We start from the raw sequence: 25,032 nt of genomic DNA, 5'->3' as shown, positions 1-25,032 counted from the left end.
ATTTAGCTAGACTAAATGAAGTTTTTTTATGTCCAACTGAGAAGTATGCTATAATCTATTTAGGTTAGCTTGAAAGGAGAGTTTCTATGACTAAATCATTAGTTCTAGCAGAAAAACCTTCAGTTGGAAGAGACATTGCTAGAGTTTTAAAATGCACTAAAAAGGGAAATGGATATATAGAGGGTGAAAAATATATAGTAACATGGGCACTAGGACACCTTGTAACACTAGCGAACCCAGAAGCTTATGATGATAAGTATAAGGCATGGAGAATGGAAGATTTACCGATGCTTCCAAAGTTTTTGAAACTTGTAGTTATAAAGCAAAGTGGTAAACAGTTTAATTCTGTAAAAGAACAATTAAACAGAAAAGATGTAAACGAGGTTATAATAGCGACTGATGCTGGGCGTGAAGGAGAATTAGTTGCTAGATGGATAATAGAAAAGGCACATATAAAAAAGCCGTTAAAGAGACTTTGGATATCTTCTGTTACAGATAAAGCTATTTTAGATGGATTTAAAAATCTTAGAAGTGGCAAGGAATATGAAAATCTATATGCTTCAGCGGTATCACGTTCAGAAGCAGATTGGTTTGTAGGGTTAAATGTAACAAGAGCTTTAACATGTAAATATAACGCACAACTTTCGGCAGGGAGAGTACAGACACCAACACTTGCAATGATTGTTGAAAGAGAAGAAGAAATAAAAGGGTTTAAGCCTAAAACTTTTTATAGTATTTCAGGAATTGCTAAGGGCGTTAAACTTCAATGGCAAAAAAAAGATGGAAACATAAATACATTTAATGAAGAAGAAGCTAAATCTGTAGCGAATAAGATAAGTGGAAAGATGGGCGAAGTAACAGATGTACATGAAAGTGATAAGAAAAGTTACGCACCAGGACTTTATGATTTAACAGAACTTCAAAGAGATGCAAATAGAATGTTTGGATATTCACCCAAACAGACCTTGTCTATAATGCAAAGACTTTATGAAAACCATAAGCTTTTAACATATCCAAGAACAGATTCAAGATTTATTCCTAGGGATGTTGTTGGAACCCTTGGTGAAAGACTTAAGGCAATATCTATAGGACAGTACAGCAAATTTGCGTCAGAAATACTTAGAAGTGGCATAAAAACAAATAAAAGTTTTGTAGATGACACTAAGATTTCAGATCATCATGCTATAATTCCAACAGAGCAAAGGGTTAGCTTAGGGGCACTTAGTGGTGAGGAATTAAAAATTTATGATTTAGTTATAAAGAGATTTCTAAGTGTTATGTTGCCACCTTTTGAATTTATGCAAACAACAATAAAGGCAGAGATTAGCGGTGAGACATTTATAGCACATGGAAAAGTAATTAAGTCAAAGGGCTGGAAAGCTGTTTATGATAGAGGCGAAAGCTTTGAGGACAATGAAGATTCAAATGAAGGAATTAAAGAACAGACTTTGCCGAAACTTAATAGAGGAGATAGCATAAGTTTAACTGGAGTTAATGTTCATAGTGGACAGACAAAACCACCAGCAAGATTTAATGAAGCAACGTTATTATCAGCCATGGAGAAACCACAAAAATATATAAATATAAAAAGTGAATATGCTAAAACGTTAGGAGAAACAGGTGGACTTGGAACTGTTGCTACAAGAGCTGATATAATAGAAAAACTTTATAAAACCTTCTATATTGAAAAAAAGGGTAAGGATATACACCCAACTTCAAAAGGAAAACAAGTTATAGAACTAGTTCCAGAGGATTTAAAATCACCAATACTTACGGCTAAATGGGAAAAAGATCTTGAAGCAATAAGTAAGGGGAGATTAAACAGTAAAACTTTTATTGGAAACATGAGAGATTATGCCACAAAGCTTGTAGATGACGTAAAGGGAAGTAAGGATAAGTTTAAACATGACAATCTTACGGGTAAAAAGTGTCCACAGTGTGGAAAATATATGCTTGAGGTCAGCAGTAAAAATGGAAAAATGCTTGTATGTCAAGACAGAGAATGTGGGCATAGGGAAAGTTTAAGTAGATTTACAAATGTAAGATGTCCTGAATGTCATAAGAAGTTAGAACTTCGTGGAGAAGGAGATGGCAGAATATACATTTGTACAACATGTAACTTTAGAGAAAAATATTCTTCCTTTGAAAAGAGATTTAAAGATAAAGGCAGTAAGTTAAATAAAAAAGATGTATCAAATTATATGAAAAAAATGAAAAAGGAAAATGATGAACCAATAAATTCAGCATTAGCAGAAGCATTAGCTAAGCTTAAATTAGATAAATAAATATATATATAGCCACCCAATAGGATAATTATATTGGGTGGCTATATATTTTAATGTGGATTATTTACACTAAAAGGGAGTACAATACATTTGTAAAGCTTTATGGAAAAACATGACGAGCTACAATTCAATAAAAAAGGAGAGAGTGTATGACTAAAGAGAAAGAAGAACTGATATTAAATTTAGAGAGGATTAAGCATAACCAGTATAAGCTTAATGAGGGCGAAAAGGCAATTGATTTTGCAAAATGTATGCTTAAATACATAGGAGATATTAATCCGGAATTAAGAGATGACTTGATTTATTTTACATTTTGCAATTGGATTTATGAAAAAGATTACTTTAATAATAAAGAACTTATTAATATACTAGATATAATATTAGATGAAAATCATTTGTTTTTTCATATAGGAAATGAATATGATAATACGGTATTTACAAGAACATTTTCAGTACTTATTGTAGATTTATTATTAGGGAAAGAAAGGCAAAAATCATTTTTAAATACGGAAAAATTTATAAAAATTAAAAATAGCTTAATTAAGTACTATAATGAAGAAAATGATTTGCGTGGTTATTTGGATAATATGGGATGGGCCCATGGAGCAGCTCATGGAGCTGATGCGATGCTCGAACTGGCAATAAGTAAAAAAACTGACGAAGTGGTCTTATTAGATATTCTAAAAGCATTAGAGAGAGTTTTATATAATGGAAAGTATTTTTTAAGTAATGAAGAAGATGAACGCATGACTAGAGTTGTTTTTGTGATACTAATAAAAGGTTTACTAGCTAAAGATAGGTTAATTCATTGGATTGAAGGGCTATCAAAGTGTATTGAGTCAGAGTATAGCCGTGAACAATATATTACAAGGGTTAACACAAAAAACTTTATTAGGTGTCTATATTTTTCATTAATGCATCTAAAAAATACAGATGATATTACCGATGTCCTATTCAAAGTAGAAGAAAGATTAAATAAATTTATTAAAACAGATAAACAGATATTAAAAGAGCTAGATTTATAAACGAGGAATATTAATTATGTATAGACATGAGAATAAAGCAACAGAAATATTAATACCACAGGTTACTCCTAAAGGCACAACCTGTGGTTAAAATACATATTTGAGTTATCTTTAAATAATAAGATGTATAAATTAAGTTTACTATTTTTCTGACGTAGTAGGAAAAATTTCCTTTTTCAATTCAACAAACTAATACAACTACTTTACTCTAAATCTTCAAAATCAAAAGCAGCAGATTTTGTGTAATTTGTAACTTTTGCTTCAAAGAAATCTGTCTTTGTACTGTTTAATCTTGAAAAAGCATCAATCCACTCCATTGGATGATTCATGTTGTCCTTATATATAGGCTCAATGCCAATAGCCATAAGTCTTAGATTTGCTAGGTACTTGATATAGCTATCAATTAGAGCATCGTTAAGTCCTAAAATTTCATTTCCAGTTACATACGTGCCCCAATTAATTTCATGTTCAACACCTATTTTCATCATTGATATAAATTCTTTTTCAAGCTTGTCATCAAATAATTTTTCATTTTCTTTTTTTAATTCTTTTATTATATTTTGAAAAAGTACCAGATGTGTTATTTCATCTCTATTTATATATTTAAAAATTGTACTTGTAGCTGTCATTTTTCCTTGTCTTGCAAGAGTGTAAAAAAAGCTAAAACCTGAATAAAAATAAATTCCCTCAAGAATATAATTTGCCATGATAACCTTAAAGAAATTTTCGTCAGTTGGCTCATCGCTAAACTGCTGATAAATTCCAGCAATATATTTATTTCTTTCTAAAAGATGCTCATCATCTCGCCATTCATCATATATCTTGTCACGAGTAACGGGATTTGTTACTGTATCTAAAATGTAGGAATAACTTTGAGCATGAATTTCTTCTTGAAAAGTTTGAACACTTAAAAGTGAAGAAACCTCTGAAGCAGTAATATATCTAGATATATTAGGTAAATTTTCAGATTGCACTGAATCAAGAAAGTTTAAAAAGGATATTATCTTATCAAAAGCTCTTCTCTCACCATCGGCAAGATAAGGAAACTGTTTTATATCCTCATTTAAGGCAATTTCTTCAGGAATCCAAAAATTATTAAGCATTGTTCTGTACATATCACTTGCCCAACTATATTTTATTCTGTTCCATTCTCTTAAGTTTGTGGTATTTCCGTTAATCATTGATTCAGTGCCGCGGACACCTGACTCATTAAATATTTTCTTTTTTAGCATATAATAATACTCCTTTATATATTAACTTGAACAGCTTGTGCATTCATCGACTTCTAAGGATCTATTCCGTATGTAATAAATAGTCTTTACTCCTTTTTTCCAGGATTCAACATACATATCAAGGATATCTTTTGCTTTAACTTCAGGTGTAATATATAAATTAAAGGACTGAGCTTGGTCTATGTGTCTTTGACGCACAGCACAAGCTTTTATGCTCCATTGTTGATCGATAGTATGAGCTTCTTTATAAAACCATTGATTATCAAAGTTTAAATCAGGTGCAGTTTTAGGAGTAAAGCTGCCTTTCTTTTCTTCAATGAAAAATTTTTTAAATACAGGGTCAATGCCAGCAGTTGTATTTGCAATGTTGGATGTACTGCCAGTTGGAGCCACAGCCATAATATATCCATTTCTTATACCATATTTTTTTACATCTTCTTTTAACTTAAGCCATCTATCAGAAGTATAATTCCTTCTATCAAAATATTTGCCACTCTGCCATTCTGAGCCTTTAAATGCAGGATAAGCGCCTCTTTCCTTTGCAAGTTCAATGGAGGCCTTTATAGCTTGATATGCAATTTCTTCAAAGAGTTCATCCGCAGAGGTTAGGTGTTCTTCACTTTCCCATCTGATTTTATTGTTTGCTAGATATTGATGATATCCACTAGTTCCAAGTCCAACCGCTCTGTATTTATTACTTGTGATTTCAGATTCTTTAACTGGAAGGCTGTTTAAGGTAATTACATTGTCAAGCATTCTAATTTGAAAAGGTATTATGTCTTTAAGCTCTTCTTTTTTAATCTTTCCTAAATTGGTAGAGTTTAGATTACAAGTAACCATATCTCCAGCTTTAACTTTTGTAATAACTTCATCATCACCACCATCAGATAAGATGACTTCTTCTAACAATTCACTTTCACTCATATTTTGAGCAATCTCATGGCATAAGTTTGAAGAATATATCATTCCTTTATGCTTATTTGGATTAGCACTATTTACAGTGTCCCTGAAGAATATAAAGGGTGTTCCAGTTTCAACAGCACTTTTCATGACTTTTTTCATTATATCGAGGGCTTTTATTGTTTCTCTTGAGATGTTTTCATTTGCCTCACATTCAAGATATCTTTTTGTAAAGGCTTTGTCATCGCCGTCGTCAAAAAAGTTTTCCAAACTATAGCCCATAAATTTTTTAACCATGTAGGGATCAAAAAGAGACCAAGTTTTTCTAGCTATAAGCCTTTCCATAAATAAGTTTGGAATGCTTAAAGCAGGAAATATATCGTGAGCTTTTCTTCTATCATCACCATTGTTCGTTCTAAGATCAAGGAAGTCATATAAATCTTTGTGCCAAATATCTAAAGTGATAGATGCACTGCCTTTTCGTTTTCCAAGTTGATCTACAGCAACTGCTGTATCATTGTACAAACGAACCCAAGGAATGACACCGCCAGAAGCATTTTTGTGACCACGAATCTCACTATTTAAAGCTCTTATTTTACCAGCATATATACCAAGGGCACCTCCGTGTTTTGAAACTTGTGCAAATTTTTGATTCACATCATAAATTGACCAAAGATTATCACCTACTACAGATATAAAGCAACTGCTAAGCTGAAAAAATGGAGTCCCAGCATTGCCTAAAGTTGGTGTTGCAACAGTAGCTTTAAGTTCACTTAATATGTCATAGAATTTTTTAGCGTAATAGAGCTTTTTATCTCCTTCTGGAATCGCTAGATGCATTGCTATGGTCATAAATCTTTCTTGTGGAAGTTCTAAAATTTCATCACTATAACCTTTTATAAGATATCGATCATTTAAGAGCTTTAAACCTTCATAATTAAAAAGATTATCTCTTGCTGGCTGTATATATAATCCAAGTTCCATTATGTCTTTTTCTGTATAGTTTTCTAATAAGTAGCTGCCATATAAATTTTTTTCTGTAAGAGTCTTTACTAGAGAAAAATAATTACCATAACCAAAATAATCATAATCTCTATTTATTCTTGCTTCCTTATATAAATCATATATTAAAAGTCTTGCAGCTACATATTGCCAATTAGAGTTAGCCTTTTTTATAGTATTTCCGGTAATATCACTTTCGGTTTGAATTATTTTTTCAATAGCAGTTTGAATTAAAATTTTCTGAATTTCTTTTGTAGTCATTCCATCTCTAAATTGAATTCTAGAATCCATTTCTAATTCCAGTGGATCACAATCGTTAATCCCGTTACAAGCAAAGCTTACCATCTTTTTTGTTTTTTCAACGTAAAGAGGTTCGAATTCCCCGTTTCTTTTTTTTATTCTAATATTCATAATACACACATCCTTAACACTCTACTAATGCGTTTTGCAGATAATTAATATTTTTTAATAATTACTTTTAATTATATAGCATTTTCATGTTAATAGCAACATTTCACATACTTTTCACATTATTGGTTTACAATATTTTAAAAATAATGTGGTAAAATATAAGTTATTGGATTAACAATATAACATTGAGGTGATAAGTTTGGACAAAATAATTTATCTAGTTGAAGATGAACGAAGTTTAAATATTTTGCTTGAAAAATATCTTATGAGGGAAGGTTATAAAGTAACAACTTTTCATGATGGTAATTCTGCTAAGGACAGGATAAAGGATATGCCTGACCTGTGGATATTAGATATAATGCTGCCGGGTATAGATGGCTATGAGTTGATTAAAAGCATAAAACAAAACAATAAAGATACTCCAGTTATATTTATGTCAGCAAGAAATGAAGAACTAGATAGAGTAGTTGGGTTAGAACTTGGAAGTGATGATTATTTGTCTAAACCTTTTTTACCAAGAGAATTAGTAATAAGAACAAATAAGCTTATGGAGAGAGTATACGGTGATACTGACAGTGATGAGAGAGATATAAGTGTTGGAGAATACATAATTAGTGAAAAGCAGAGATTAGTGTTTTTCAAAGGTGATGAGGTTCAGCTTACAAATAAAGAATTTGAGTTGTTAAGTTATCTTGCTGAAAACAAAAACAACTTGATTTCTAGAGAACAAATTTTAGTAAATGTATGGGGAAATGATTATTTTGGATCTGACAGAGTTGTAGATGATACAATACGAAGACTTAGAAAAAAAGTAAATAAGTTATCAATTGAAACTGTATATGGATATGGATATAAGTTGGTTATTAGGTTATGAAAATGCTTAAAATAAAATCGTTAACAATGAGAATATGGATGACCTTTACAATAATGATTTTAATAATAATATGTTGCATAACATTTTTATATTTATTCGCATTTAGAGCTTTTGATGAAAGTGCAAAAATACAGGATTTAAAAACATATCATGAGATGTTAATTAAAAATAACAATTTTAATCAACCTTTAAGATTCGATAAATTTAGAAATTTAATGGGGAGTGAAAATTTTGTTGTAAACATACAAGAAGGCAAATCTGAAATTAAAGATGTTAATAAACCAGTAGAAGGTCCACAACCTAGAAATAATGAAGAAAAAACATGGATGACCGGCTATGTAAAGGGCGTTACATCTGAAAAACAATTTAAAGAGTATCATAATAATATGAAATTTTTATTTATAATAAGTCCTATAAAGTCTGATACAGGACAGAAATCTTATTTTATAACATATATGCCCTATATGGCAGATAACGGAATTTTATACCAGATTATTATATTTGGAATTGCATTCATAATAATAGGTTTTTTTACAGCAAAAATTGTAGCGTCGTATATTTCAAAACCACTTAAAGAACTTGAAAATTATACAAAGAGAATAGCTAGTAAAGATTGGAATAAATCAATTGAAATTAAAAGTGATGATGAAATTGGTAGCCTTGCTAAGTGCATGAATAGTATGCAGAAAGAACTAAAACATGCTGAGGAAAATGAAAAGATGTTTCTTCAAAGCATATCACATGATTTAAAGACACCGGTTATGGTAATTATGAGCCATGCAGAAGCTATTATTGATGGAGTATATATAGATTCTGTTGAAAAGACGGCGGAAATAATAAAAGATGAAGCTATAAGTCTTGAAAAAAAGATAAGACAGATGTTATATTTAAATACACTTGATTATGTGCTAGAGAATAATATTGAAAATCAGGGTATAGATTTAAATAGTGTTCTTGGCAAAATGGTAGACAGATTTGAAGTTTTTAATTTTGATATAAAACTAGAGTTAAGTGAAAACAATGTTGTTGTGTTTGGTAATGAAGAAAAGATAAAAATATCTATTGAGAATATACTAGACAATGCTCTTAGGTATGCAAAAGACAAGATAATATTAAGGCTTAAAAAAGAGGATGATTTTGCCATCTTAGAAATTTACAATGATGGAAGTAATATTGAAAACAAAAGCATAGAACGCATATTTGATAATTTGTATAAGGATAAAACGGGAAATTTTGGCCTTGGACTTGCAATATCTAAAAAAATAATTGATTTTTATGGTGGAGAAATAAAAGCCGTAAATAGAGAAGTAGGTGTAAGTTTTATAATAAGATATCCTATTAAAAGCAATCAGCAGTGATGTTGACTGCTTTTTTATCACATAAAATTCACATAGACATTCTACATTGTAACTATAATTATTTATTATAATTATTTTAATAACATTAATTGAGGTGAATTTTATGGAAAACAATATAGTTTATAGCGTTGTAGTACCTTTATACAATGAGGAACTTGTTATTTTTGAAAGTTATAAAAGACTTAAAGAGGTTATGGATAAAACTGGAGAGAAATATGAAATTGTATTCGTAAATGATGGTAGCATAGATGCAACAAGAAAAAAAGCGGAACTTATTTGTAATAAAGATCGAGGAGTTAAGCTAATAAATTTTTCTAGAAACTTTGGACATCAAGCAGCAATAACGGCTGGTATGGATGTGGCCGTTGGGGACGCAATTGTGGTAATAGATGCGGATCTTCAGGATCCTCCAGAAGTTATTTTAGAAATGATTGAAAAGTGGAAACAAGGTTATGAGGTTGTATATGGTAAAAGGATTAAAAGAGAAGGTGAAAGTTTTTTAAAAAAGTTCACAGCAAAAACATATTATAGAATATTAAAAAGCATGACAAGTGTAGATGTACCTGTTGATGTTGGTGATTTTAGACTAATTGATAAAAAAGTGTGCGCTGCATTAGCATCACTTCCAGAAAAAAATAGATATGTACGAGGGCTTGTAAGTTGGGTTGGATTTAAACAAACCTACGTTGAGTTTGTTAGGCATGAAAGGTTTGCAGGTGAAACAAAATATCCACTAGGTAAAATGATTAAGTTAGCAATGGATGGAATAACATCTCTATCACATAGGCCACTTATATTTGTAAACTACATTGGTACGGCGTGTTCTCTTATTGGGTTAATTTCCACTATTGTAATAATTATGAGAAACATAATATACCAACATAACATTTTAGATTTATCTTTAATTTTATCATTGAACACTTTCATGTTTGGTTTAGTATTTATTAGTCTTGGAATTATGGGGCAGTATATTGGAAGAATTTTTGATGAGGCAAAAGATAGACCTATGTATATAATAGACAACATAATAAGTTATAGAGATGTAGATATAAAATAAAGTTAAACTAACACTCGTGTTGGTGATTTGACACCATCTGAGTGCTAGTTATATTAAGAAACATTTAACTTAATCAGATGCTTCTTAATATATTGTTTATGCTTTCACTTACGTTAAGTCTCTCTTCAGTTACAAAATTATTATCAAAGTCTAACTCAAAACACCTAGAAAATGAATAATATAAATTGATTTTTTGATAGTAGGTTTCAAGCTCATATAAGCTCTTTAAAAAGCATTTAGGTTTTGATAAATAAAGTCTCTTAGTCAAAAATACCTCATCAATGTAATTCAAAAATGCATCTAATAAATCCTTATTAGATATGTCAAATGGCACACTTAAAAGCTTCCATTGAATGCGCTCATCTAATTTATAGTCCCTGATGCTATCAAGTACCATTAGATATTCAGTTATGTCCATTTTTTTATAAAAATGAACCTTTTCAGCCTTAGTACTCCATAGAGCAAGTTTTTCTCTAAGAGATAATTCTTGAACCATTAAAATTTCATCACTTGGTCCCACAACAGCCTGTTCTATCTCTCTATCATTAACTTTCAAGTTTTCACTTATAAAATCCTGTACGTTGTTAAAGGTAGCCACGTAACCAATATCATAAATTCCTTTCCTACCAGCTCTGCCAGCTATCTGTTTTACTTCTCCTGAATTTAAATACCTAATTTCATTGCCGTCAAATTTTTTTATATCCATAAATATAATTCTTTTTATTGGAAGATTAACCCCCATACCTATGGCATCAGTAGTAATCAATATTTTATTTGTTCCATTTATGAATTGTTCATACTGTTTTTTTCTAACTTCAGGAGGCAAATCTCCATAAATTATACTGGCCTTTATGCCAAGTTCTGAATAATAAGATGCAAGACGCAATACATTTTTTTTAGAAAATGTAACAAGTGCATCACCTTCCGAAGCGTTACTGTATGAGAAAGTTTTGTAGTCCATTTTAAGTGGGATATTACGTCTGTATTCTTTAATTTCATATTCATCGGCACAATCATCAAGTATTTTCTTTAAAATTTTAATGGAGTTAATGGAACCACAAACATGGATCTCACTGCATTTTATACCTAAAACAGCTTTTGTCCAAGCCGCACCTCTTTGATCATCATCAATCATTTGAATTTCATCTATAACAGCAACATCATAATATTTATTTATGTTTAATTTTTCTATGGTACATGATATATGGTTTGCACCTTCCACAATAATTTCTTCTTCACCAGTTAATAAGCTACACTTAATACCCTCATTGTTTAGCTTTTCATAGTTTTCTAAAGCTAGTATTCTAAGAGGAGAAAGATAAATACCATTTGAGGCCATTTTAAGCTTTTCCATAGCATTATAAGTTTTTCCGGTATTGGTTTCACCAAGATGAAGTACAAATTTTCTTTTTAAACTTCTTGTAGCTTTATATTCATTTTTAGGATTTGAAGGAAAAACTTTATCAAATTCATTTGATATAATATCTGGAATATGTTCAGTGATTAATACACTTATAATCCCAGATTTCATGTAACTACTGTAATTATGCTCAATTACATCTTCAAAAATAAAGTTGGTACTATTTTGAAGATTATAATTCTTCAGTAGCACTCTTGAAACATCATTAAATAGAGATATATAATCCTCATAAACAGGCTGAAAATCTCTTAAATTTTCATTTTCTAATTCTTTTAACTGCTTAAGTTTTTTTCTTATTGCAGCTTCATGTTCCCAAAGAGAACCCGGCTTAGTATGTTTAACCACTTCCATAGTTTGACTAAACTGATTTTTTATCTTTCTAAAATTTCTTTCTATTGTAGCGGGTTTCATATTTAGGCCTCCAAATCAAAATTAATTTTGAGAATTACGATGAGAGAAAAAATTCATTATATAACATATTTCATTATCGTCTACATCAATAAAATACTTATTGTATATAAATATTAAATTTTCTTTTATAATATTATATATAATGATATTTTCTTGTATAAATTCAGTTTTGCCAGGATATTCAATTGAAATGTTCCCCTTTTTTAGTCTACTGATTGCAAAGGCTAAGTGTAGTGTTATCCCAATTAGAGTATCGTCCTCTAATTTAATCTTTAATTTACTTTCAGTATGACTTATAAATTGAGATATGTCTTCATACAATTCGTTACCATCAATATTATCAATGTTTTCTTTTATGATAGAAGACATTTTAAGTATAACCGATTTTGTATCAACACATTCTTGTAATTTATCCATGACTTTCATACTTAGCACATCATACATATTATACTGCTTAATGTCTACATCTATAGGGAAAGAGGTAATGATAAATAGTATTTCTTTTTTCTTTTGTATTTTAATCAGTTGTTCTTTAAAATATTTTTTATCTAAACAGTTTAACGGAATTATTTCGAATAATTCTTTGTCATATTTAAGATTATTCTTTAAAAAACTTTTTAATGCTAAAGACCCACCTTCACCTGTGAGACATGCAGTAATTATTACTATTTTATTTTTATCTGTAACGCTTTCCTGCAGTTTATTATTTACATAGACATAAGAGTTTATTGATGACACATCATCATATATGTCATCGATTGAAAGACCAAGTAAAGCCTTTCGTGTTGCTTCTATTACGTGCAAGGTAGATACAAGTGGAAAAACTTTTACAGGAACTTTAAACTCACTCTCAATTATTTCACCAAAAGTAGTTAGTGAACCCATATCAACTAAAAGTATATAACCACTTGTGGTAAAATTTTTTCTTACTATAGTTCTTAAATTCTCAAGTACTACTGATGGCTTAACTTCAATTGGTGAATTAATGCCAATAGCAAATTTTTCACCAAGCAAGTCATTGGCAACATCAGCCATAGAGGTTGCAGTTGATTTTCCATGAGCAATAAGGATAACATTAACTTTATCTATACCTTTTTGAGAATATTTGTCATCATCTACTAAAAATAAGGTTAAATATCCAGCTTCATCTTCTGGAATCTCATGGTGAATATGGTTTTCAATCTGATCTTTAGCGTGTAGTGCTATAGCATATTCAGCTGGATAAAGGGTTTTTATTTTATTAAGCTGCGGATTTACAATTGTTTTATTATTGTATACTCTTGTAATCAAAGTATTGATATGGAGTGCTAAAGCAGTATAAACATTATTGTTTAAATTTCTTTTTAGAGAAGTAACTATTTGATAAACTACTTTATCTACAAAGTCTAGTATGTCCTCACCTAATATATTTAAAAGGTTCTTTCTGTTTATTTCCTCAGATACACCAGTTATATATTTTTCAAAATACTTAGTTATATCTTTTTCTAAAATATTTTCAATATCAATATCAGGAATGCCCTTATATTTTAACTTATCCAATTTTTGTTCTATAATGTCATAGATACTATCATTTTCTCTATCAGAATGTTGCTGATTATTTTCATCATTAGTGCTAAATTTAAAGTATTCTATTTCCTCACTAACTAGCTTATTCCATAATATTCTATGCTCTTTTTCTTTATAAAGCCCTTCTTTAATATATAGTGGTAAACTATTGCTGTTTATTCGAACATCTGTCTTTATATTTGTTAATAATTCTGAGTAAGCCTTAGCACAAACAAGTTGAATGTCACTTTTAAGTTGGCCAATATTATTTGTACAATCATATGATAAAAAAGCTCTCATTGTATTTAAGGATACATGAATAACCCTATTTAATTTCTCACTTTCATATTTAAAAAAGCTTCGAATTAGATATAGTCTTTCTTCTAAAGTTCTTTCACTAAGAGAAGGAAGAGTGATACACATAGGTATTCTTCTTGTGAAGGTTTTCAAAAGGGATGAATTTGGATTTTCAGTAGTTGCAGATATTATTAGAACATCAGATTTTCTTAATTCATCATCTCCCATTCTTCTAAAGGTACCAGTATCAAGGAATACGAAAAGAGCTTCTTGGCCTTCAGGTGGAAGCCTATGTACCTCATCTAAAAATAATATACCACCGTTTGATTTTTCAATTAAACCAACCTTATCAGAATCTGCACCAGTGTAAGTTCCCTTCTTAACCCCAAAAAGTTGGGAAGTTAGGAGCTGAGAGTTATTTGTGTAATCGGCACAATTAAAGGTTATAAAGGGAGAATCTTTTGATTTAATATTCATTTCAATGGCATAGTCATGCATAAGTGAAGCAAACATGGACTTACCTACACCAGTGCCTCCAAGTATTAAACAGTTCATGCCTTTAGGTGGATAAAGTATGGCTGCTTTTAATTGTTCTACAGCCTGTCTTAGACTAATATTATTTTTTACAAACTCATCTAATTTTGTTTTATTTATAGTAGTGTTTATAGTGTTTGAAACAAAAAACAAAACAGGCCTTCCCGATGTTTTGTAAATTTTACCTTCTTTACAAAGAGTATTAAGCTCATGACTAACATTTGAACGACTTATATTTAAAATAGAGGCTAAATTTTGGGCATCAATTCCATTATTATCGGGTAATTCCAGTAATTTCTCATATATTAGTTCTTTTCTGTTCATTATGGACCTCCTATTGTTTATTAAATGTTAATAAAAACATTATATAGTATAAAAAATAATAATGCTATTATATGTTAAAATCATTGTGTTTGAACACTAAAATGTTTACATAGAAACACTACGTTATAAATTGAAACACTATAATAATTTAAAAAAATATAGGGTGAAATACAAGATTTAAACCATTAATAGTGTTTTGGCACGGTAATTGCTTATAATATTAGTGTAAGGAGAAAATAAATGACAATGGGAAAAGGAGGAGTACAAAATGGATATTGAACAGATAGTTATGAACATAATTATATATTCAGGTGAAGCTAGAGCTTATCTATATGAAGCCCTTAATTGTGCAAAAACAGAAAAATATGATGAAATAGATGGCTTAATAGCAAAAGCAAATGAATCAATTGGTAAAGCACATGATATACAAACTAAAATGCTTCAACAAGAAGCGGAGGGTAAACCTTTAAATGTATCAATATTATTTGTGCATTCACAAGATCACTTGATGACGACGATATCAGAAAAAAATATGATTTTGGAAATTATAGATTTAAGAAAGGTAGTTAATTCTTTATCAAATAAATAAAAAATAAAGGAGAGATTAGTATGACTAGAATTTTATTATTTTGTAATGCAGGTATGTCAACTAGTATGTTAGTTTCAAAAATGAGAAAAGAGGCTGCAAGTAAAGGCATTGACGCTACTATTAATGCATATCCAGAAGGACAGATGGCTAAATATATAGGTGAGGCTGATGTAGTATTATTGGGACCTCAAATTAGATACGTATTACCAAAGGCAAAGATTTTATGTGACAAGAATTCTGTACCAATAGAAATGATAAATACCGCAGATTATGGAATGATGAATGGTGCTAAAGTATTGGAGCAAGCATTAAAACTCGCTAGCAAATAACCAAAACATAAATTAACTAATGTGAAGAGGAGGTTCTATATGAAATTTCCAAAAGATTTTTTCTTCGGCGCAGCTTCTGCATCATATCAAGTAGAGGGTGCATGGAACGAAGATGGCAAAGGTGTTACTAATTGGGATGTATTTTCAAAAATCCCGGGTAAAACTTTTGAAGGTACTAATGGTGATGTTGCTATAGATCATTATCACAGGTATAAGGAAGACATAAAACTTATGGCAGAGATGGGACTAGATTCCTATAGATTTTCTATTTCATGGGCAAGGATAATACCTGATGGCCGTGGAGAGGTAAATGAAAAAGGAATTGAATTCTACAACAACTTAATCGATGAATGCTTAAAATATGGCATTGTTCCTTTTGCAACATTATACCATTGGGATATGCCACAAATTTTAGAAGAGGAAGGAGGTTGGTTAAATAAGAATACAATTGATGCTTTTGTAAAATATGCTAAAGTATGTTTTGAAGCATTTGGGGACAGGATTAAACATTGGATTACATTTAATGAAACAATCGTATTTTGTGGTCATGGATATCTAGAAGGATCACATCCACCAGGAATAAAAAATGATCCTAAAAAATATTTCATGGCAACACACAACGTGGTAACTGCTCATGCTAGGTCTGTTGAGACTTATAAAAAGTTAAGACAATTTGGCGAGATAGGAATTACTCATGTATTTTCACCAGCATTCCCAGTAGATAACAAGGAAGAAAACGTATTCGCTGCTTACCATGCAAACCAGTATGAAATAGCATGGTATTATGATCCAGTACTGAAAGGCACTTATCCTGAATATGTGGTGAAACAACTTAAAGAGCAAGGAATAGTTCCTGATTGGACTGATGAAGAACTAGCAGTAATAAAATCTGCTGCTCCTAAAAATGACTTTATAGGTTTGAACTATTATCAGCCTAGAAGAGTTATTAAAAACAATGATGTTGGAGAAAGTTCGAAGCAAACTAGAGATGGAGCACCTGGAAGTGCATCTTTCGATGGTGTATATAGGACCGTTACAATGCCTGATAAGAATTATACAAAATGGGGATGGGAAATAGCACCTGATGCATTTTTAGAAGGGGTAAGATTATTAAAGTCAGATTATGGTGATATTAAACTTTATGTTACCGAAAATGGCTTAGGTGATGCAGACCCAATAATAGAAGGCGAAGATGTAGATGTTGCTAGAATAAAATTCATAGAAACACATTTAAAAGCAATTAAGAAAGCAATTTCAGAAGGAATTAATCTAAAAGGATATTATGCATGGTCTGCAATTGATTTATTAAGTTGGCTAAATGGATATAAAAAACAATATGGCTTCATCTATGTGGATCAAAAGGATAACCTAAAAAGGAAGAAAAAGCTCTCATTCTATTGGTACAAGAAGATTATTGAAGAGAGAGGCGAAAATATTTAACTTTGTAGGAAGGATTACTCAATGTGAATTTCGCAATAATAGATATATTTCACGAAATATAGGGATTCTTTTTTCAATCAGTTAATGTATGTCTTAGGGTTTTTAGGCAAATAAACATATATTTAAGGGGGAATTATAAAATGAGTAGTAAAGTTGATTCGTTTCAAGAGAAAATCTTACCACCAGTGATGAAATTCGCTAATTCCAAAGTTATTATGGCAATTTCACAGGGCTTTATGATAACTATGCCATTTTCACTTATTGGTTCCATATTCTTATTGTTAGCCAACTTCCCAATACCAGCATGGAATTCTTGGATGACAGGTTTATTTGGTGCGGGTTGGGCAGCTCCACTTAACCAAGTTTCAGATGCAACGTTCAATATATTGGCAATTATAGCTGTATTTGGAGTAGCCTCACAATACGCAAAAAATGAGGGATGTGATTCACTCTCAGCAGGAATGCTTGGAATTGTAGCTTTTCTAGTTGTATCACCTACTTACTTAGCTATTAATGTTGGCGATAAAGTGGGCGGAGTTGTAATGAAACATGCCGATAAGCTTTCAGGAGTTATTCCTACTGGATGGACTGGTGGAAAGGGCATGATTGCGGCTATATTAGTTGGATTATTTACAGGATATGTTTATTCATGGTTTATTACGAGAGATATAAGAATTAAGATGCCAGACAGTGTACCAGAAGGTGTTTCAAATGCATTTTCTACACTTATTCCTGCTGCAGTAATTCTGACAGCTGCAGCATTAGTTTATATCTTCTTCGGTGTTGTTACTGGAGGTACTGCAATTGAATGGGTTTACAAAGTACTAGAAATTCCTATGCAAGGACTTACAGATTCACTTGGTGGAGCAATTGCTATACCATTTATAATTTCTTTCTTCTGGTGGTTCGGTGTTCATGGCGCAGTTCTTGTTAGTGGTGTTATGGGTGCAATATACCAGGCAAATGCTCTTGGAAATCAAGATGTTGTTAAAACTGGTGCAAAATTAATAGCATCTGGAGCAGGAAGAAATGCTCACATAATTGCTCAACAATTCCAAGATAATTTTCTTACCATGGGTGGTTCAGGTATAACAATAGGACTTGTTTTAGCAATGTTCTTCTTCGCTAAGTCAAAACGTCTAAAAACATTAGGTAATTTGGCATTAGTTCCAGGTTTATTTAATATAAACGAACCAGTGCTCTTTGGTTTTGCCATAGTACTTAATCCGTTTATGTTTGTACCATTTTTAATAGTTCCAATAATTTCTGGTTTACTTACCTACTTTGCAATATATAGTGGTTTAGTACCATGTTTTACAGCAGTACAGGCAATATGGACTACTCCACCAATAATATCAGGACTTATAGTTGCAGGTTGGAGAGGCGCAGTACTACAGATTGTTATAATTTTAATTGCAACAGCAATATACTTACCGTTCTTTAAAATTCAAGATGCTCAGTATCTTAAAGAAGAACGTGAGAGTGAATTAGCTATTGAAAGTGATGATAATTTACAAGTTTAAAATAGGGTGATTTATCTTTGAAATAATTTTCATAAACTAATGTAACGCATATGGATTGATGAAAATCAAATCTATATGCGCTTCATTAGTTAAAAATTTTGGAGGTGCAAAAGTGAAAACATTTAAACTAAAAGTTACAGGTACAGGAATTGATGATTTTAACATTGAATATAGTTATTCAACAAATTTTGGCTTTAATTTTGATACTTGTAAATATGAAGGTAGTGAGCAGGAAAGATATGATAAGTTTCTTGTTGATTTAAAAACTAATGGTGAATCTGGACCAGTTAATATAAAAGTTAATATGACCACTCAAAATACTGGGAGAGGTTTTAAGAAAAATGATATTTTAGAAATTAAAGATGTTAAAGCCTTTATTGAAAGACTGGCACGATGATATAGCAGTTCCCAAATAACTGTGAACATATAAGGAATAATTTCTGATTATGGCAGAAATTCAATTTAAGAACAAAAGGAAGGTAAAGAGATTTGTGTGACAAATCTCTTTACCTTCCTAATTTTTCGACTTTTCTGAGTCAGCAGAAAAATCTTCACTAACTTGTCACTTTTAACTCTTAACTGCTTCTATAAGTGCCATCATTGCCATAATATATCCATAAAAACCAAATCCACAAATTTGGCCAACACAAGCAGGGGCAGTTACAGATTTTCTTCTAAATTCTTCTCTTTTATGAATATTACTAATATGTACTTCAATAGTTTTAATAGATACAGATTTTAATGCATCAAAAATGGCGTAACTGTAGTGTGTATATGCGCCAGGATTTATAACAATTCCATCATATTTTTCATATGCATCTTGGATAAAATTAATGATTTCTCCCTCAAGGTTACTTTGAACAATAGTTACTTCTACATTCAAGGGTTTAGCTTCATTTTTTATATACTCACAAAGAGCATTATAATCCTTAGAGCCATACACAGCCTTTTCTCTAATTCCTAAAAAATTTATATTTGGTCCGTTTATAACTAATATTTTCATAAAAAATCACTTCTTTCTAAAAGTATATCCTTAATTTTAGAAACACTGTCATTAATGTTTTTATCATTTAAGATTTCATAATCGCAGTATGTTTTATATAATTTATATCTTTCATTATATAGGGTATAGACCTTTTTCGTCCCATCTTTTAAGAGTGGACGACTATCAGTAGCTATATCAGAAATTATATTTTCAATGGGTCTGTTTATGAAAAAAATCAACCCATTTTTACGTAAGGCTTTCATGTTATAAGGAGATTTAACAACACCGCCACCTGTTGAGATGATAACTCCGGTTTGCAAAGAAATTTCTTCAATAGCTTTAGTTTCAATAGTTCTAAAGTGTTCTTCGCCCAGTTCAAATATTTCAGGAATACTTTTATTCTCAGTTTTCTCTATAAAATTGTCTACATCATATAATTTAAGTTTCAATTCTTTAGAGAGTAGATCACCTAAGGTTGTTTTACCAGAACCAGGCATTCCAATTAGTACTAAGTTTTTATTCATATACTAACCATCCTTCTTTGTACATAATAGTGAGAAATTGCGAAGTACGGGCGAATGGTTTTCACCAATGCTTCGCGGTGAAAAGGCGAAGGGTCGCTAAAGCGAGGTGAAGGGTTTGACATGCGCTTTGCTGGTCAAAGGTGATGGGTTTTCCGTTGGAAAAAGCTAAGGAGGATTTTTTTCCGCGATGCTACGAAAAATCTTTGAACTTAAGTCTATAATCTAAAGTATTTTGTCCCTCATTTTTTGACCGAAGGTCGATAGTTTTCAATGAATAAATATTTGTTAGCGTATTAAACTATCATATTAACACCAGAGGCTATGCCTAAAAGCAAAACCTACGGTTAAAATATATAGTAGCGTTATCTATAAATATTAAGACATTTAAATTGATTATTTTTCTGACGTAGGAGGAAAAATTTCCTTAGCCTTTATGGATTTATCCATAAACACTTCACCTTTTATCCGCGCCTAGCAGGGATAAAACCCATCACCTCGCCATCTGGCGACCCTTCACCTTTTAACGTGCGAAGCAATCGTTAAAACCATTCACTTTACTTCGCAATTTCTTCATATTATGAACAATATTAAAAAATTCAGGAATTTGTATCTCTAATTAAATCTTTATATATCTCATCAATAATTTTATCATCAATTTTAATATGATTCCAAAGTTCCTCAGCTGAAATTGCCTGTGCCACAAGCATATATAGCCCATTAACAGATTGTAGTTTATTTTCTCGTGCTAGTTTTAAAAACTTTGTCTCAGATGGGTTATATATTAAATCAACAGCAACAGAAAATTTTGATATACAATCCTCACTGATAGGTGAATTATTTACATTAGGATACATGCCAACAGGCGTACAATTTATAACAACATCACCACAGTCTAAGTCGTTTAATTGATTGTAGTTCATAAATTCTACATTTTTAAAATTTTTTGAGACCTTAGATGGATCTCTGCTAACTAATATTGTTCTTTTGGCAGAGGTGTTTGAGATATATTGAATTACAGCTTTTGCAGCACCGCCAGCTCCAAGAATAACAACAACTTTGTCTTTAATTTTTATGGAGTTTTTGTCTAGCATTCGTGCAAAACCAAAATAATCTGTGTTATGGCCAATTATTTTATGATTTTCAAAGCAAACTGTGTTTACAGCACCAATAGATTTAGCTTCATTTGATATATCATCTAAAAAATCCATAACATCAACTTTATAAGGAATTGTAACATTTAAACCTTGTATTCCTTCATTTTTAAGTTTAATAAAGTTAGCTTTAAGGTCAGGTTTGTTTATTTCAAATAATTTATAGTCTGAATCCATATTTAGAAGTTTAAATAATTTTTTATGTATAATGCTAGACAGGCTATGCCCTAGCTTTTCACCTATAAGTCCATATAAAGTAGTCATTCAAAAAACCTCCTATAAAGTGGTACATTTATAATTGCCTAAAAGTTTAAAATAACTGGAATTCCCATCTATTAAAGATAAAGCTGATTGAATTTTAGTGTTAGCTATATTACCTTCAAAATCTATATAAAAAAAGTATTCCCATGGTTTACCTTCTATTGGTCTAGATTCTATCTTCATCATGTTTAAATTGTTTTCTGCAAAGTTACTTAATATGTTATAAAGAGAACCTGTTTTATGGGGTACGGTTATAACAACACTAATTTTATCACATTGTTTATTTATCTCAAGATTTTTGCTAACTATTATAAATCTTGTATAATTGTGAGTATTATAGTTAATATCTTTTGCAATTATCTCAAGATTATAGAGTTTAGCTGCTTTTTCACTGGCTACTGCGGAAATCGTACGTATATTTTTTTCTGAAACAAGTTTTGCACTTATAGCTGTATTATAGTATGGGATAAGTTTTAAATTAGGATGCTCTTTAAAAAAGGTGCTACTCTGTTCAAAAGCTTGAGGATGTGAATACACTTCTTTTATATCATCTATTTTTGTACCACTAACACCTAAAAGATTATGAGACACTTTTATGCACGTTTCGCCTACAATATACAGGCCATATTTTCTTAAAAGGTCATATACTTCATTTATACCTCCAGTAGAAGAGTTTTCTACTGGTAAAACTCCATAGTGAATTTCTTCATTTTTTAGAGCCTCAAATACATCTTCAAATTCATTAAAATTTTTAGATTGTACCGTTTCTCCAAAATAGGATATTAAAGCCTCTTCACTAAAGGATCCAGGAACGCCCTGAAAGCCAATTGTGTAATTACCCGTAGCTTCATCATCTTTTGTAGTATATTGAAATTTATCACATGAAGTTACACTATCATCTTCAGTATTAGAAAATATTTTCTTGGACTGAAAATTTCTACTAATAGTCATTATTGATTTTAATAGTTCTTCGGTAGGTTTTACGTACTCCATATTCTGAAGGAGTTTAAGGTTTTTCTTGATTACTTCAGCTTCTCTTGAGTCATTGAGTATTGGAATTGAGTGTTTGCTTTTAAATTCTGCAACACCCATTACCGCATCCATTCTTTGTTCATAAAGGGCAATTAATTGTGCATCTATAGTATCAATTTCTTTTCTTAGTGTTTCTAAATCCTTCATAGTATATCCCTTCCCTTAAATTATCTAATGTCAAGCATTAAATCAAGTATAGCGATAGCACTGGCAGCCTCTATTACAGGAACTGCTCTTGGAACTATGCAAGGGTCATGACGACCTTTTATTGAGAGCGTTGCATTTTTATGAGCTTCTATGTCAACGGTATGTTGTTCCCTTGAGATCGAAGCTGTTGGTTTAATTGCAGTTCTAAATACAAGAGGCATGCCACTTGTTATACCACCTAATATGCCACCATTATTATTAGTCTTTGTTTTAATAATATCATTTTCAATATAAAATTCATCATTTGCTTCTGAGCCCTTTAATGCTGATATATCAAATCCTTTTCCAAATTCAATGCCTTTTGTGGCTGGAATTGAAAATATAATGCTAGATAAATGGGATTCAACTGAATCAAAAAATGGAGAACCAATTCCAGAAGGTAAATTTAAAATTACAGTTTCAACTATACCACCAACAGAATCTAAATCTTTTTTTACCTTAAGTATAAGTTCTTGCATATTATCTCCTGATGACTTATTTATAACAGGAAAGGATTCGTAAGACAGCTTTCTTATAAGGTCTTCATTTAAATCAATTTCCTCAAAAGAAGCATCTTGGATCTTTTCAATACTCTTAATGTGGCTTCCTATTATTATGCCTTTATTAGCTAAAATCTGTTTAGCAATAGCACCTGCAAATACTAGAGGAGCTGTAATCCTCCCAGAAAAGTGACCACCACCTCTGTAATCATTAAAACCTTTATACCTAACATTCCCAGTATAATCTGCATGACCTGGACGCATCAATTTCTTTAAATCACCATAATCCTTTGAATGTTGATCAGCATTACGAATTATGGCACAAAGTGGAGTTCCCGTAGTTCTATCATTAAAATATCCCGATAGAATTTCAAAGGTATCGCTTTCTCTTCTAGCAGTTGCAAGAGGACTTCTACCAGGAGCCCGTCTGTCCATTTCTTTTTTTACAGCTTCAATGTCAATTTCAAGGCCAGGCTCTAAACCATCGATAGTAATGCCAATAGCACTGCCATGTGATTCACCAAAAATTGAAAGTTTAATGTTTTTACCCCAAGTTCCACTCATTTATCTTTCCTCCTAATTTTCTAAAGTCTTCCCAAAAAGTAGGGTAAGATTTATTTATACAACTACTATCTTTTATGATTACGTCATTTGTGCATTTAAGGGCAGCAACAGCGAGAGACATAGCTATTCTATGGTCATTCCAGCTATCAACTTCACCGCCGTTTAATTGAGGTTTCCCATTTATGATTAGACCATCATTTTTTTCTTCTATATCTGCTCCTAGTTTTTTTAGTTCTGTTGTAATTGCAGTTAATCTGTCAGACTCTTTGATTCTAAGTCTTCCTGCATTTATAATTTCAGTAGTTCCTTCACTTACTGAAGCAAGAACTGCAAGTACAGGAATTATATCAGGACATTGAGAGCCATCTATAATAGTATGTTTTGTAGAAGCTAATTTAGTGTTGATTTTATTATCATAAATACTAACATTAGCATTCATACGGTTTATAATATCTAAAACTTCTTTGTCACCTTGAAGGGAATTTGCATTTAAATCAAGGCAAGAAATATCTCCACCTATAGCACCTGCTACAAGCCAAAAAGCAGCTTGAGAAAAATCGCCTTCTACTCTGTAATTTTTACTTTTATATTCTTGATTGCCTTTTATGTAAAAACTATGGTAATTATCATTAATAACTTCAATAGAAAATTTATTCAAAATATCTAACGTTAAATCTACATAACCTTTTGACTCTAGCTTACCGATGATTTTAATAACAGAATTATCTTTAAGAAGTGGCAGTGCAAATAGAAGTCCAGTTATAAATTGTGAACTTACATTGCCAGCAATGTCAAACGCACCAGCTTTAAGGTGTCCATCAATTGTTAGAGGCAAATTACCAGAAGCATTAGTGTATTCTATAGATTGTTTCTCGAAAATTTTATAGTATTCATCTAAAGGTCTGGACACAAGTTTGCCTTTGCCGTTAAATGTAATATTGTTTTCATTAATTAAAGAAATAGGTATGAAAAATCTTAGAGTTGAACCCGATTCAAAGCAATCAATTTCATTTTTTTGTAGCTTAAAAGATTTACAACCAGTTATTTTAAGTGTATAAATATTATCACCAGTTTTAATTTTTTCTATGTTTACACCTAATGCTTCCATGCAACTACAGGTAGCAATTATATCTTGAGAAAACATAACATTTTCTATTATGCTTTCACCGCTTGAAAGTCCTGCTGAAATAACTGCTCTATGGCTTAAACTTTTTGATGGTGGTATCGTTACTTCACCTCTAAGCCTTGATGGACTTATTTTAACACAGTTCAT

The 25,032-nt window shown here is 31.1% G+C and carries 20 protein-coding genes; 10 read left to right on the top strand and 10 right to left on the bottom strand.

The window, feature by feature from the left end; translation table 11 throughout:
* Positions 1 to 86 precede the first annotated feature (86 nt).
* The gene (locus B8978_RS15810) at positions 87 to 2,285 is read left to right on the top strand and encodes a DNA topoisomerase III (protein ID WP_084117249.1); all 2,199 of its coding nucleotides are present in this window, start codon (positions 87 to 89) and stop codon (positions 2,283 to 2,285) included.
* Positions 2,286 to 2,434: 149 nt separating this feature from the next.
* On the top strand, positions 2,435 to 3,310 hold the full coding sequence (locus B8978_RS15805) for a DUF2785 domain-containing protein (RefSeq protein WP_084117247.1): 876 nt from the start codon (positions 2,435 to 2,437) through the stop codon (positions 3,308 to 3,310).
* A gap of 203 nt (positions 3,311 to 3,513) precedes the next feature.
* On the opposite strand, the gene B8978_RS15800 is transcribed toward B8978_RS15805, so the two are convergent.
* Positions 3,514 to 4,542: a ribonucleotide-diphosphate reductase subunit beta gene (locus B8978_RS15800; RefSeq protein ID WP_084117245.1), complete on the bottom strand. Its 1,029-nt coding sequence runs from the start codon at positions 4,540 to 4,542 to the stop codon at positions 3,514 to 3,516.
* Positions 4,543 to 4,563: 21 nt separating this feature from the next.
* On the bottom strand, positions 4,564 to 6,855 hold the full coding sequence (locus tag B8978_RS15795) for a ribonucleoside-diphosphate reductase subunit alpha (protein ID WP_084117242.1): 2,292 nt from the start codon (positions 6,853 to 6,855) through the stop codon (positions 4,564 to 4,566).
* A 199-nt stretch (positions 6,856 to 7,054) separates the two neighbouring features.
* On the opposite strand from B8978_RS15795, the gene B8978_RS15790 reads away from it, so the two are divergent.
* The 3 genes from B8978_RS15790 to B8978_RS15780 all read left to right on the top strand — a co-directional run bounded on the left by B8978_RS15790 (position 7,055) and on the right by B8978_RS15780 (position 10,144).
* Positions 7,055 to 7,729: a response regulator transcription factor gene (locus B8978_RS15790; RefSeq protein ID WP_084117240.1), complete on the top strand. Its 675-nt coding sequence runs from the start codon at positions 7,055 to 7,057 to the stop codon at positions 7,727 to 7,729.
* Positions 7,726 to 9,087: a HAMP domain-containing sensor histidine kinase gene (locus B8978_RS15785; protein ID WP_084117238.1), complete on the top strand. Its 1,362-nt coding sequence runs from the start codon at positions 7,726 to 7,728 to the stop codon at positions 9,085 to 9,087. Before B8978_RS15790 ends, B8978_RS15785 begins: the two co-directional genes overlap by 4 nt.
* A 103-nt stretch (positions 9,088 to 9,190) precedes the next feature.
* Positions 9,191 to 10,144 carry a glycosyltransferase family 2 protein gene (locus B8978_RS15780; protein ID WP_084117236.1) on the top strand — a complete coding sequence of 318 codons (954 nt, stop codon included), beginning with the start codon at positions 9,191 to 9,193 and terminating at the stop codon, positions 10,142 to 10,144.
* Between the two features lie 73 nt (positions 10,145 to 10,217).
* Here the strand turns inward: B8978_RS15780 and B8978_RS15775 are convergent, their stop codons facing one another.
* Together B8978_RS15775 and B8978_RS15770 are read right to left on the bottom strand one after the other, a co-directional pair.
* Positions 10,218 to 11,975, bottom strand: a complete 1,758-nt coding sequence (locus B8978_RS15775; protein ID WP_084117234.1) for a helicase-related protein — start codon at positions 11,973 to 11,975, stop codon at positions 10,218 to 10,220.
* Between the two features lie 21 nt (positions 11,976 to 11,996).
* Positions 11,997 to 14,675, bottom strand: a complete 2,679-nt coding sequence (locus tag B8978_RS15770; protein WP_084117221.1) for a sigma-54-dependent transcriptional regulator — start codon at positions 14,673 to 14,675, stop codon at positions 11,997 to 11,999.
* A gap of 268 nt (positions 14,676 to 14,943) precedes the next feature.
* Between B8978_RS15770 and B8978_RS15765 the strand changes: the two genes are divergently transcribed.
* From B8978_RS15765 to B8978_RS15745, 5 genes are all read left to right on the top strand, one after another.
* Complete coding sequence (locus B8978_RS15765; protein ID WP_084117219.1) at positions 14,944 to 15,264, top strand: PTS lactose/cellobiose transporter subunit IIA; 321 nt, start codon at positions 14,944 to 14,946, stop codon at positions 15,262 to 15,264.
* A 20-nt stretch (positions 15,265 to 15,284) separates the two neighbouring features.
* On the top strand, positions 15,285 to 15,593 hold the full coding sequence (locus B8978_RS15760) for a PTS sugar transporter subunit IIB (protein ID WP_084117217.1): 309 nt from the start codon (positions 15,285 to 15,287) through the stop codon (positions 15,591 to 15,593).
* 39 nt (positions 15,594 to 15,632) lie between these two features.
* A complete protein-coding gene (locus B8978_RS15755; RefSeq protein WP_084117216.1) occupies positions 15,633 to 17,033 on the top strand; it encodes a GH1 family beta-glucosidase in 1,401 nt (466 codons plus the stop codon).
* 140 nt (positions 17,034 to 17,173) lie between these two features.
* Positions 17,174 to 18,556 (top strand): PTS sugar transporter subunit IIC, encoded by a 1,383-nt coding sequence (locus tag B8978_RS15750; RefSeq protein ID WP_084117214.1) that lies wholly within the window; start codon positions 17,174 to 17,176, stop codon positions 18,554 to 18,556.
* A 112-nt stretch (positions 18,557 to 18,668) separates the two neighbouring features.
* Entirely contained in the window at positions 18,669 to 18,953 is a 285-nt protein-coding gene (locus B8978_RS15745) for a hypothetical protein (protein ID WP_084117212.1), read from the top strand.
* A 171-nt stretch (positions 18,954 to 19,124) separates the two neighbouring features.
* Here the strand turns inward: B8978_RS15745 and aroQ are convergent, their stop codons facing one another.
* The 6 genes from aroQ to aroA form a co-directional block, all read right to left on the bottom strand.
* Positions 19,125 to 19,559 (bottom strand): type II 3-dehydroquinate dehydratase, encoded by a 435-nt coding sequence (aroQ, locus tag B8978_RS15740; protein WP_084117210.1) that lies wholly within the window; start codon positions 19,557 to 19,559, stop codon positions 19,125 to 19,127.
* Positions 19,556 to 20,065, bottom strand: coding sequence for a shikimate kinase (locus B8978_RS15735; RefSeq protein WP_084117208.1), 510 nt, complete (start codon positions 20,063 to 20,065; stop codon positions 19,556 to 19,558). The genes aroQ and B8978_RS15735 overlap by 4 nt, the downstream gene beginning before the upstream one ends.
* A gap of 596 nt (positions 20,066 to 20,661) precedes the next feature.
* Positions 20,662 to 21,480: a shikimate dehydrogenase gene (aroE, locus tag B8978_RS15730; RefSeq protein ID WP_084117206.1), complete on the bottom strand. Its 819-nt coding sequence runs from the start codon at positions 21,478 to 21,480 to the stop codon at positions 20,662 to 20,664.
* 12 nt (positions 21,481 to 21,492) lie between these two features.
* Positions 21,493 to 22,656, bottom strand: coding sequence for a prephenate dehydratase (pheA, locus tag B8978_RS15725; RefSeq protein WP_084117204.1), 1,164 nt, complete (start codon positions 22,654 to 22,656; stop codon positions 21,493 to 21,495).
* Between the two features lie 20 nt (positions 22,657 to 22,676).
* The gene (gene aroC / locus B8978_RS15720; RefSeq protein WP_084117202.1) at positions 22,677 to 23,759 is read right to left on the bottom strand and encodes a chorismate synthase; all 1,083 of its coding nucleotides are present in this window, start codon (positions 23,757 to 23,759) and stop codon (positions 22,677 to 22,679) included.
* Positions 23,740 to 25,032, bottom strand: coding sequence for a 3-phosphoshikimate 1-carboxyvinyltransferase (aroA, locus tag B8978_RS15715; RefSeq protein ID WP_084117201.1), 1,293 nt, complete (start codon positions 25,030 to 25,032; stop codon positions 23,740 to 23,742). Before aroA ends, aroC begins: the two co-directional genes overlap by 20 nt.

The organism is Clostridium acidisoli DSM 12555, from assembly GCF_900176305.1.
In the GTDB taxonomy this organism is placed as follows: Bacteria; Bacillota; Clostridia; order Clostridiales; family Clostridiaceae; genus Clostridium_I; species Clostridium_I acidisoli.
This window is presented reverse-complemented; position numbering and strand designations above follow the sequence as displayed.

Excerpts from the sequence above, each read along its gene's own strand:
- B8978_RS15810 (WP_084117249.1), top strand. The coding sequence starts at position 87 with ATGACTAAATCATTAGTTCTAGCAGAAAAACCTTCAGTTGGAAGAGAC.
- B8978_RS15805 (WP_084117247.1), top strand. The coding sequence starts at position 2,435 with ATGACTAAAGAGAAAGAAGAACTGATATTAAATTTAGAGAGGATTAAG.
- B8978_RS15800 (WP_084117245.1), bottom strand. The coding sequence starts at position 4,542 with ATGCTAAAAAAGAAAATATTTAATGAGTCAGGTGTCCGCGGCACTGAA.
- B8978_RS15795 (WP_084117242.1), bottom strand. The coding sequence starts at position 6,855 with ATGAATATTAGAATAAAAAAAAGAAACGGGGAATTCGAACCTCTTTAC.
- B8978_RS15785 (WP_084117238.1), top strand. The coding sequence starts at position 7,726 with ATGAAAATGCTTAAAATAAAATCGTTAACAATGAGAATATGGATGACC.
- B8978_RS15780 (WP_084117236.1), top strand. The coding sequence starts at position 9,191 with ATGGAAAACAATATAGTTTATAGCGTTGTAGTACCTTTATACAATGAG.
- B8978_RS15775 (WP_084117234.1), bottom strand. The coding sequence starts at position 11,975 with ATGAAACCCGCTACAATAGAAAGAAATTTTAGAAAGATAAAAAATCAG.
- B8978_RS15770 (WP_084117221.1), bottom strand. The coding sequence starts at position 14,675 with ATGAACAGAAAAGAACTAATATATGAGAAATTACTGGAATTACCCGAT.
- B8978_RS15765 (WP_084117219.1), top strand. The coding sequence starts at position 14,944 with ATGGATATTGAACAGATAGTTATGAACATAATTATATATTCAGGTGAA.
- B8978_RS15760 (WP_084117217.1), top strand. The coding sequence starts at position 15,285 with ATGACTAGAATTTTATTATTTTGTAATGCAGGTATGTCAACTAGTATG.
- B8978_RS15755 (WP_084117216.1), top strand. The coding sequence starts at position 15,633 with ATGAAATTTCCAAAAGATTTTTTCTTCGGCGCAGCTTCTGCATCATAT.
- B8978_RS15750 (WP_084117214.1), top strand. The coding sequence starts at position 17,174 with ATGAGTAGTAAAGTTGATTCGTTTCAAGAGAAAATCTTACCACCAGTG.
- aroQ (WP_084117210.1), bottom strand. The coding sequence starts at position 19,559 with ATGAAAATATTAGTTATAAACGGACCAAATATAAATTTTTTAGGAATT.
- B8978_RS15735 (WP_084117208.1), bottom strand. The coding sequence starts at position 20,065 with ATGAATAAAAACTTAGTACTAATTGGAATGCCTGGTTCTGGTAAAACA.
- aroE (WP_084117206.1), bottom strand. The coding sequence starts at position 21,480 with ATGACTACTTTATATGGACTTATAGGTGAAAAGCTAGGGCATAGCCTG.
- pheA (WP_084117204.1), bottom strand. The coding sequence starts at position 22,656 with ATGAAGGATTTAGAAACACTAAGAAAAGAAATTGATACTATAGATGCA.
- aroC (WP_084117202.1), bottom strand. The coding sequence starts at position 23,759 with ATGAGTGGAACTTGGGGTAAAAACATTAAACTTTCAATTTTTGGTGAA.
- aroA (WP_084117201.1), bottom strand. The coding sequence starts at position 25,032 with ATGAACTGTGTTAAAATAAGTCCATCAAGGCTTAGAGGTGAAGTAACG.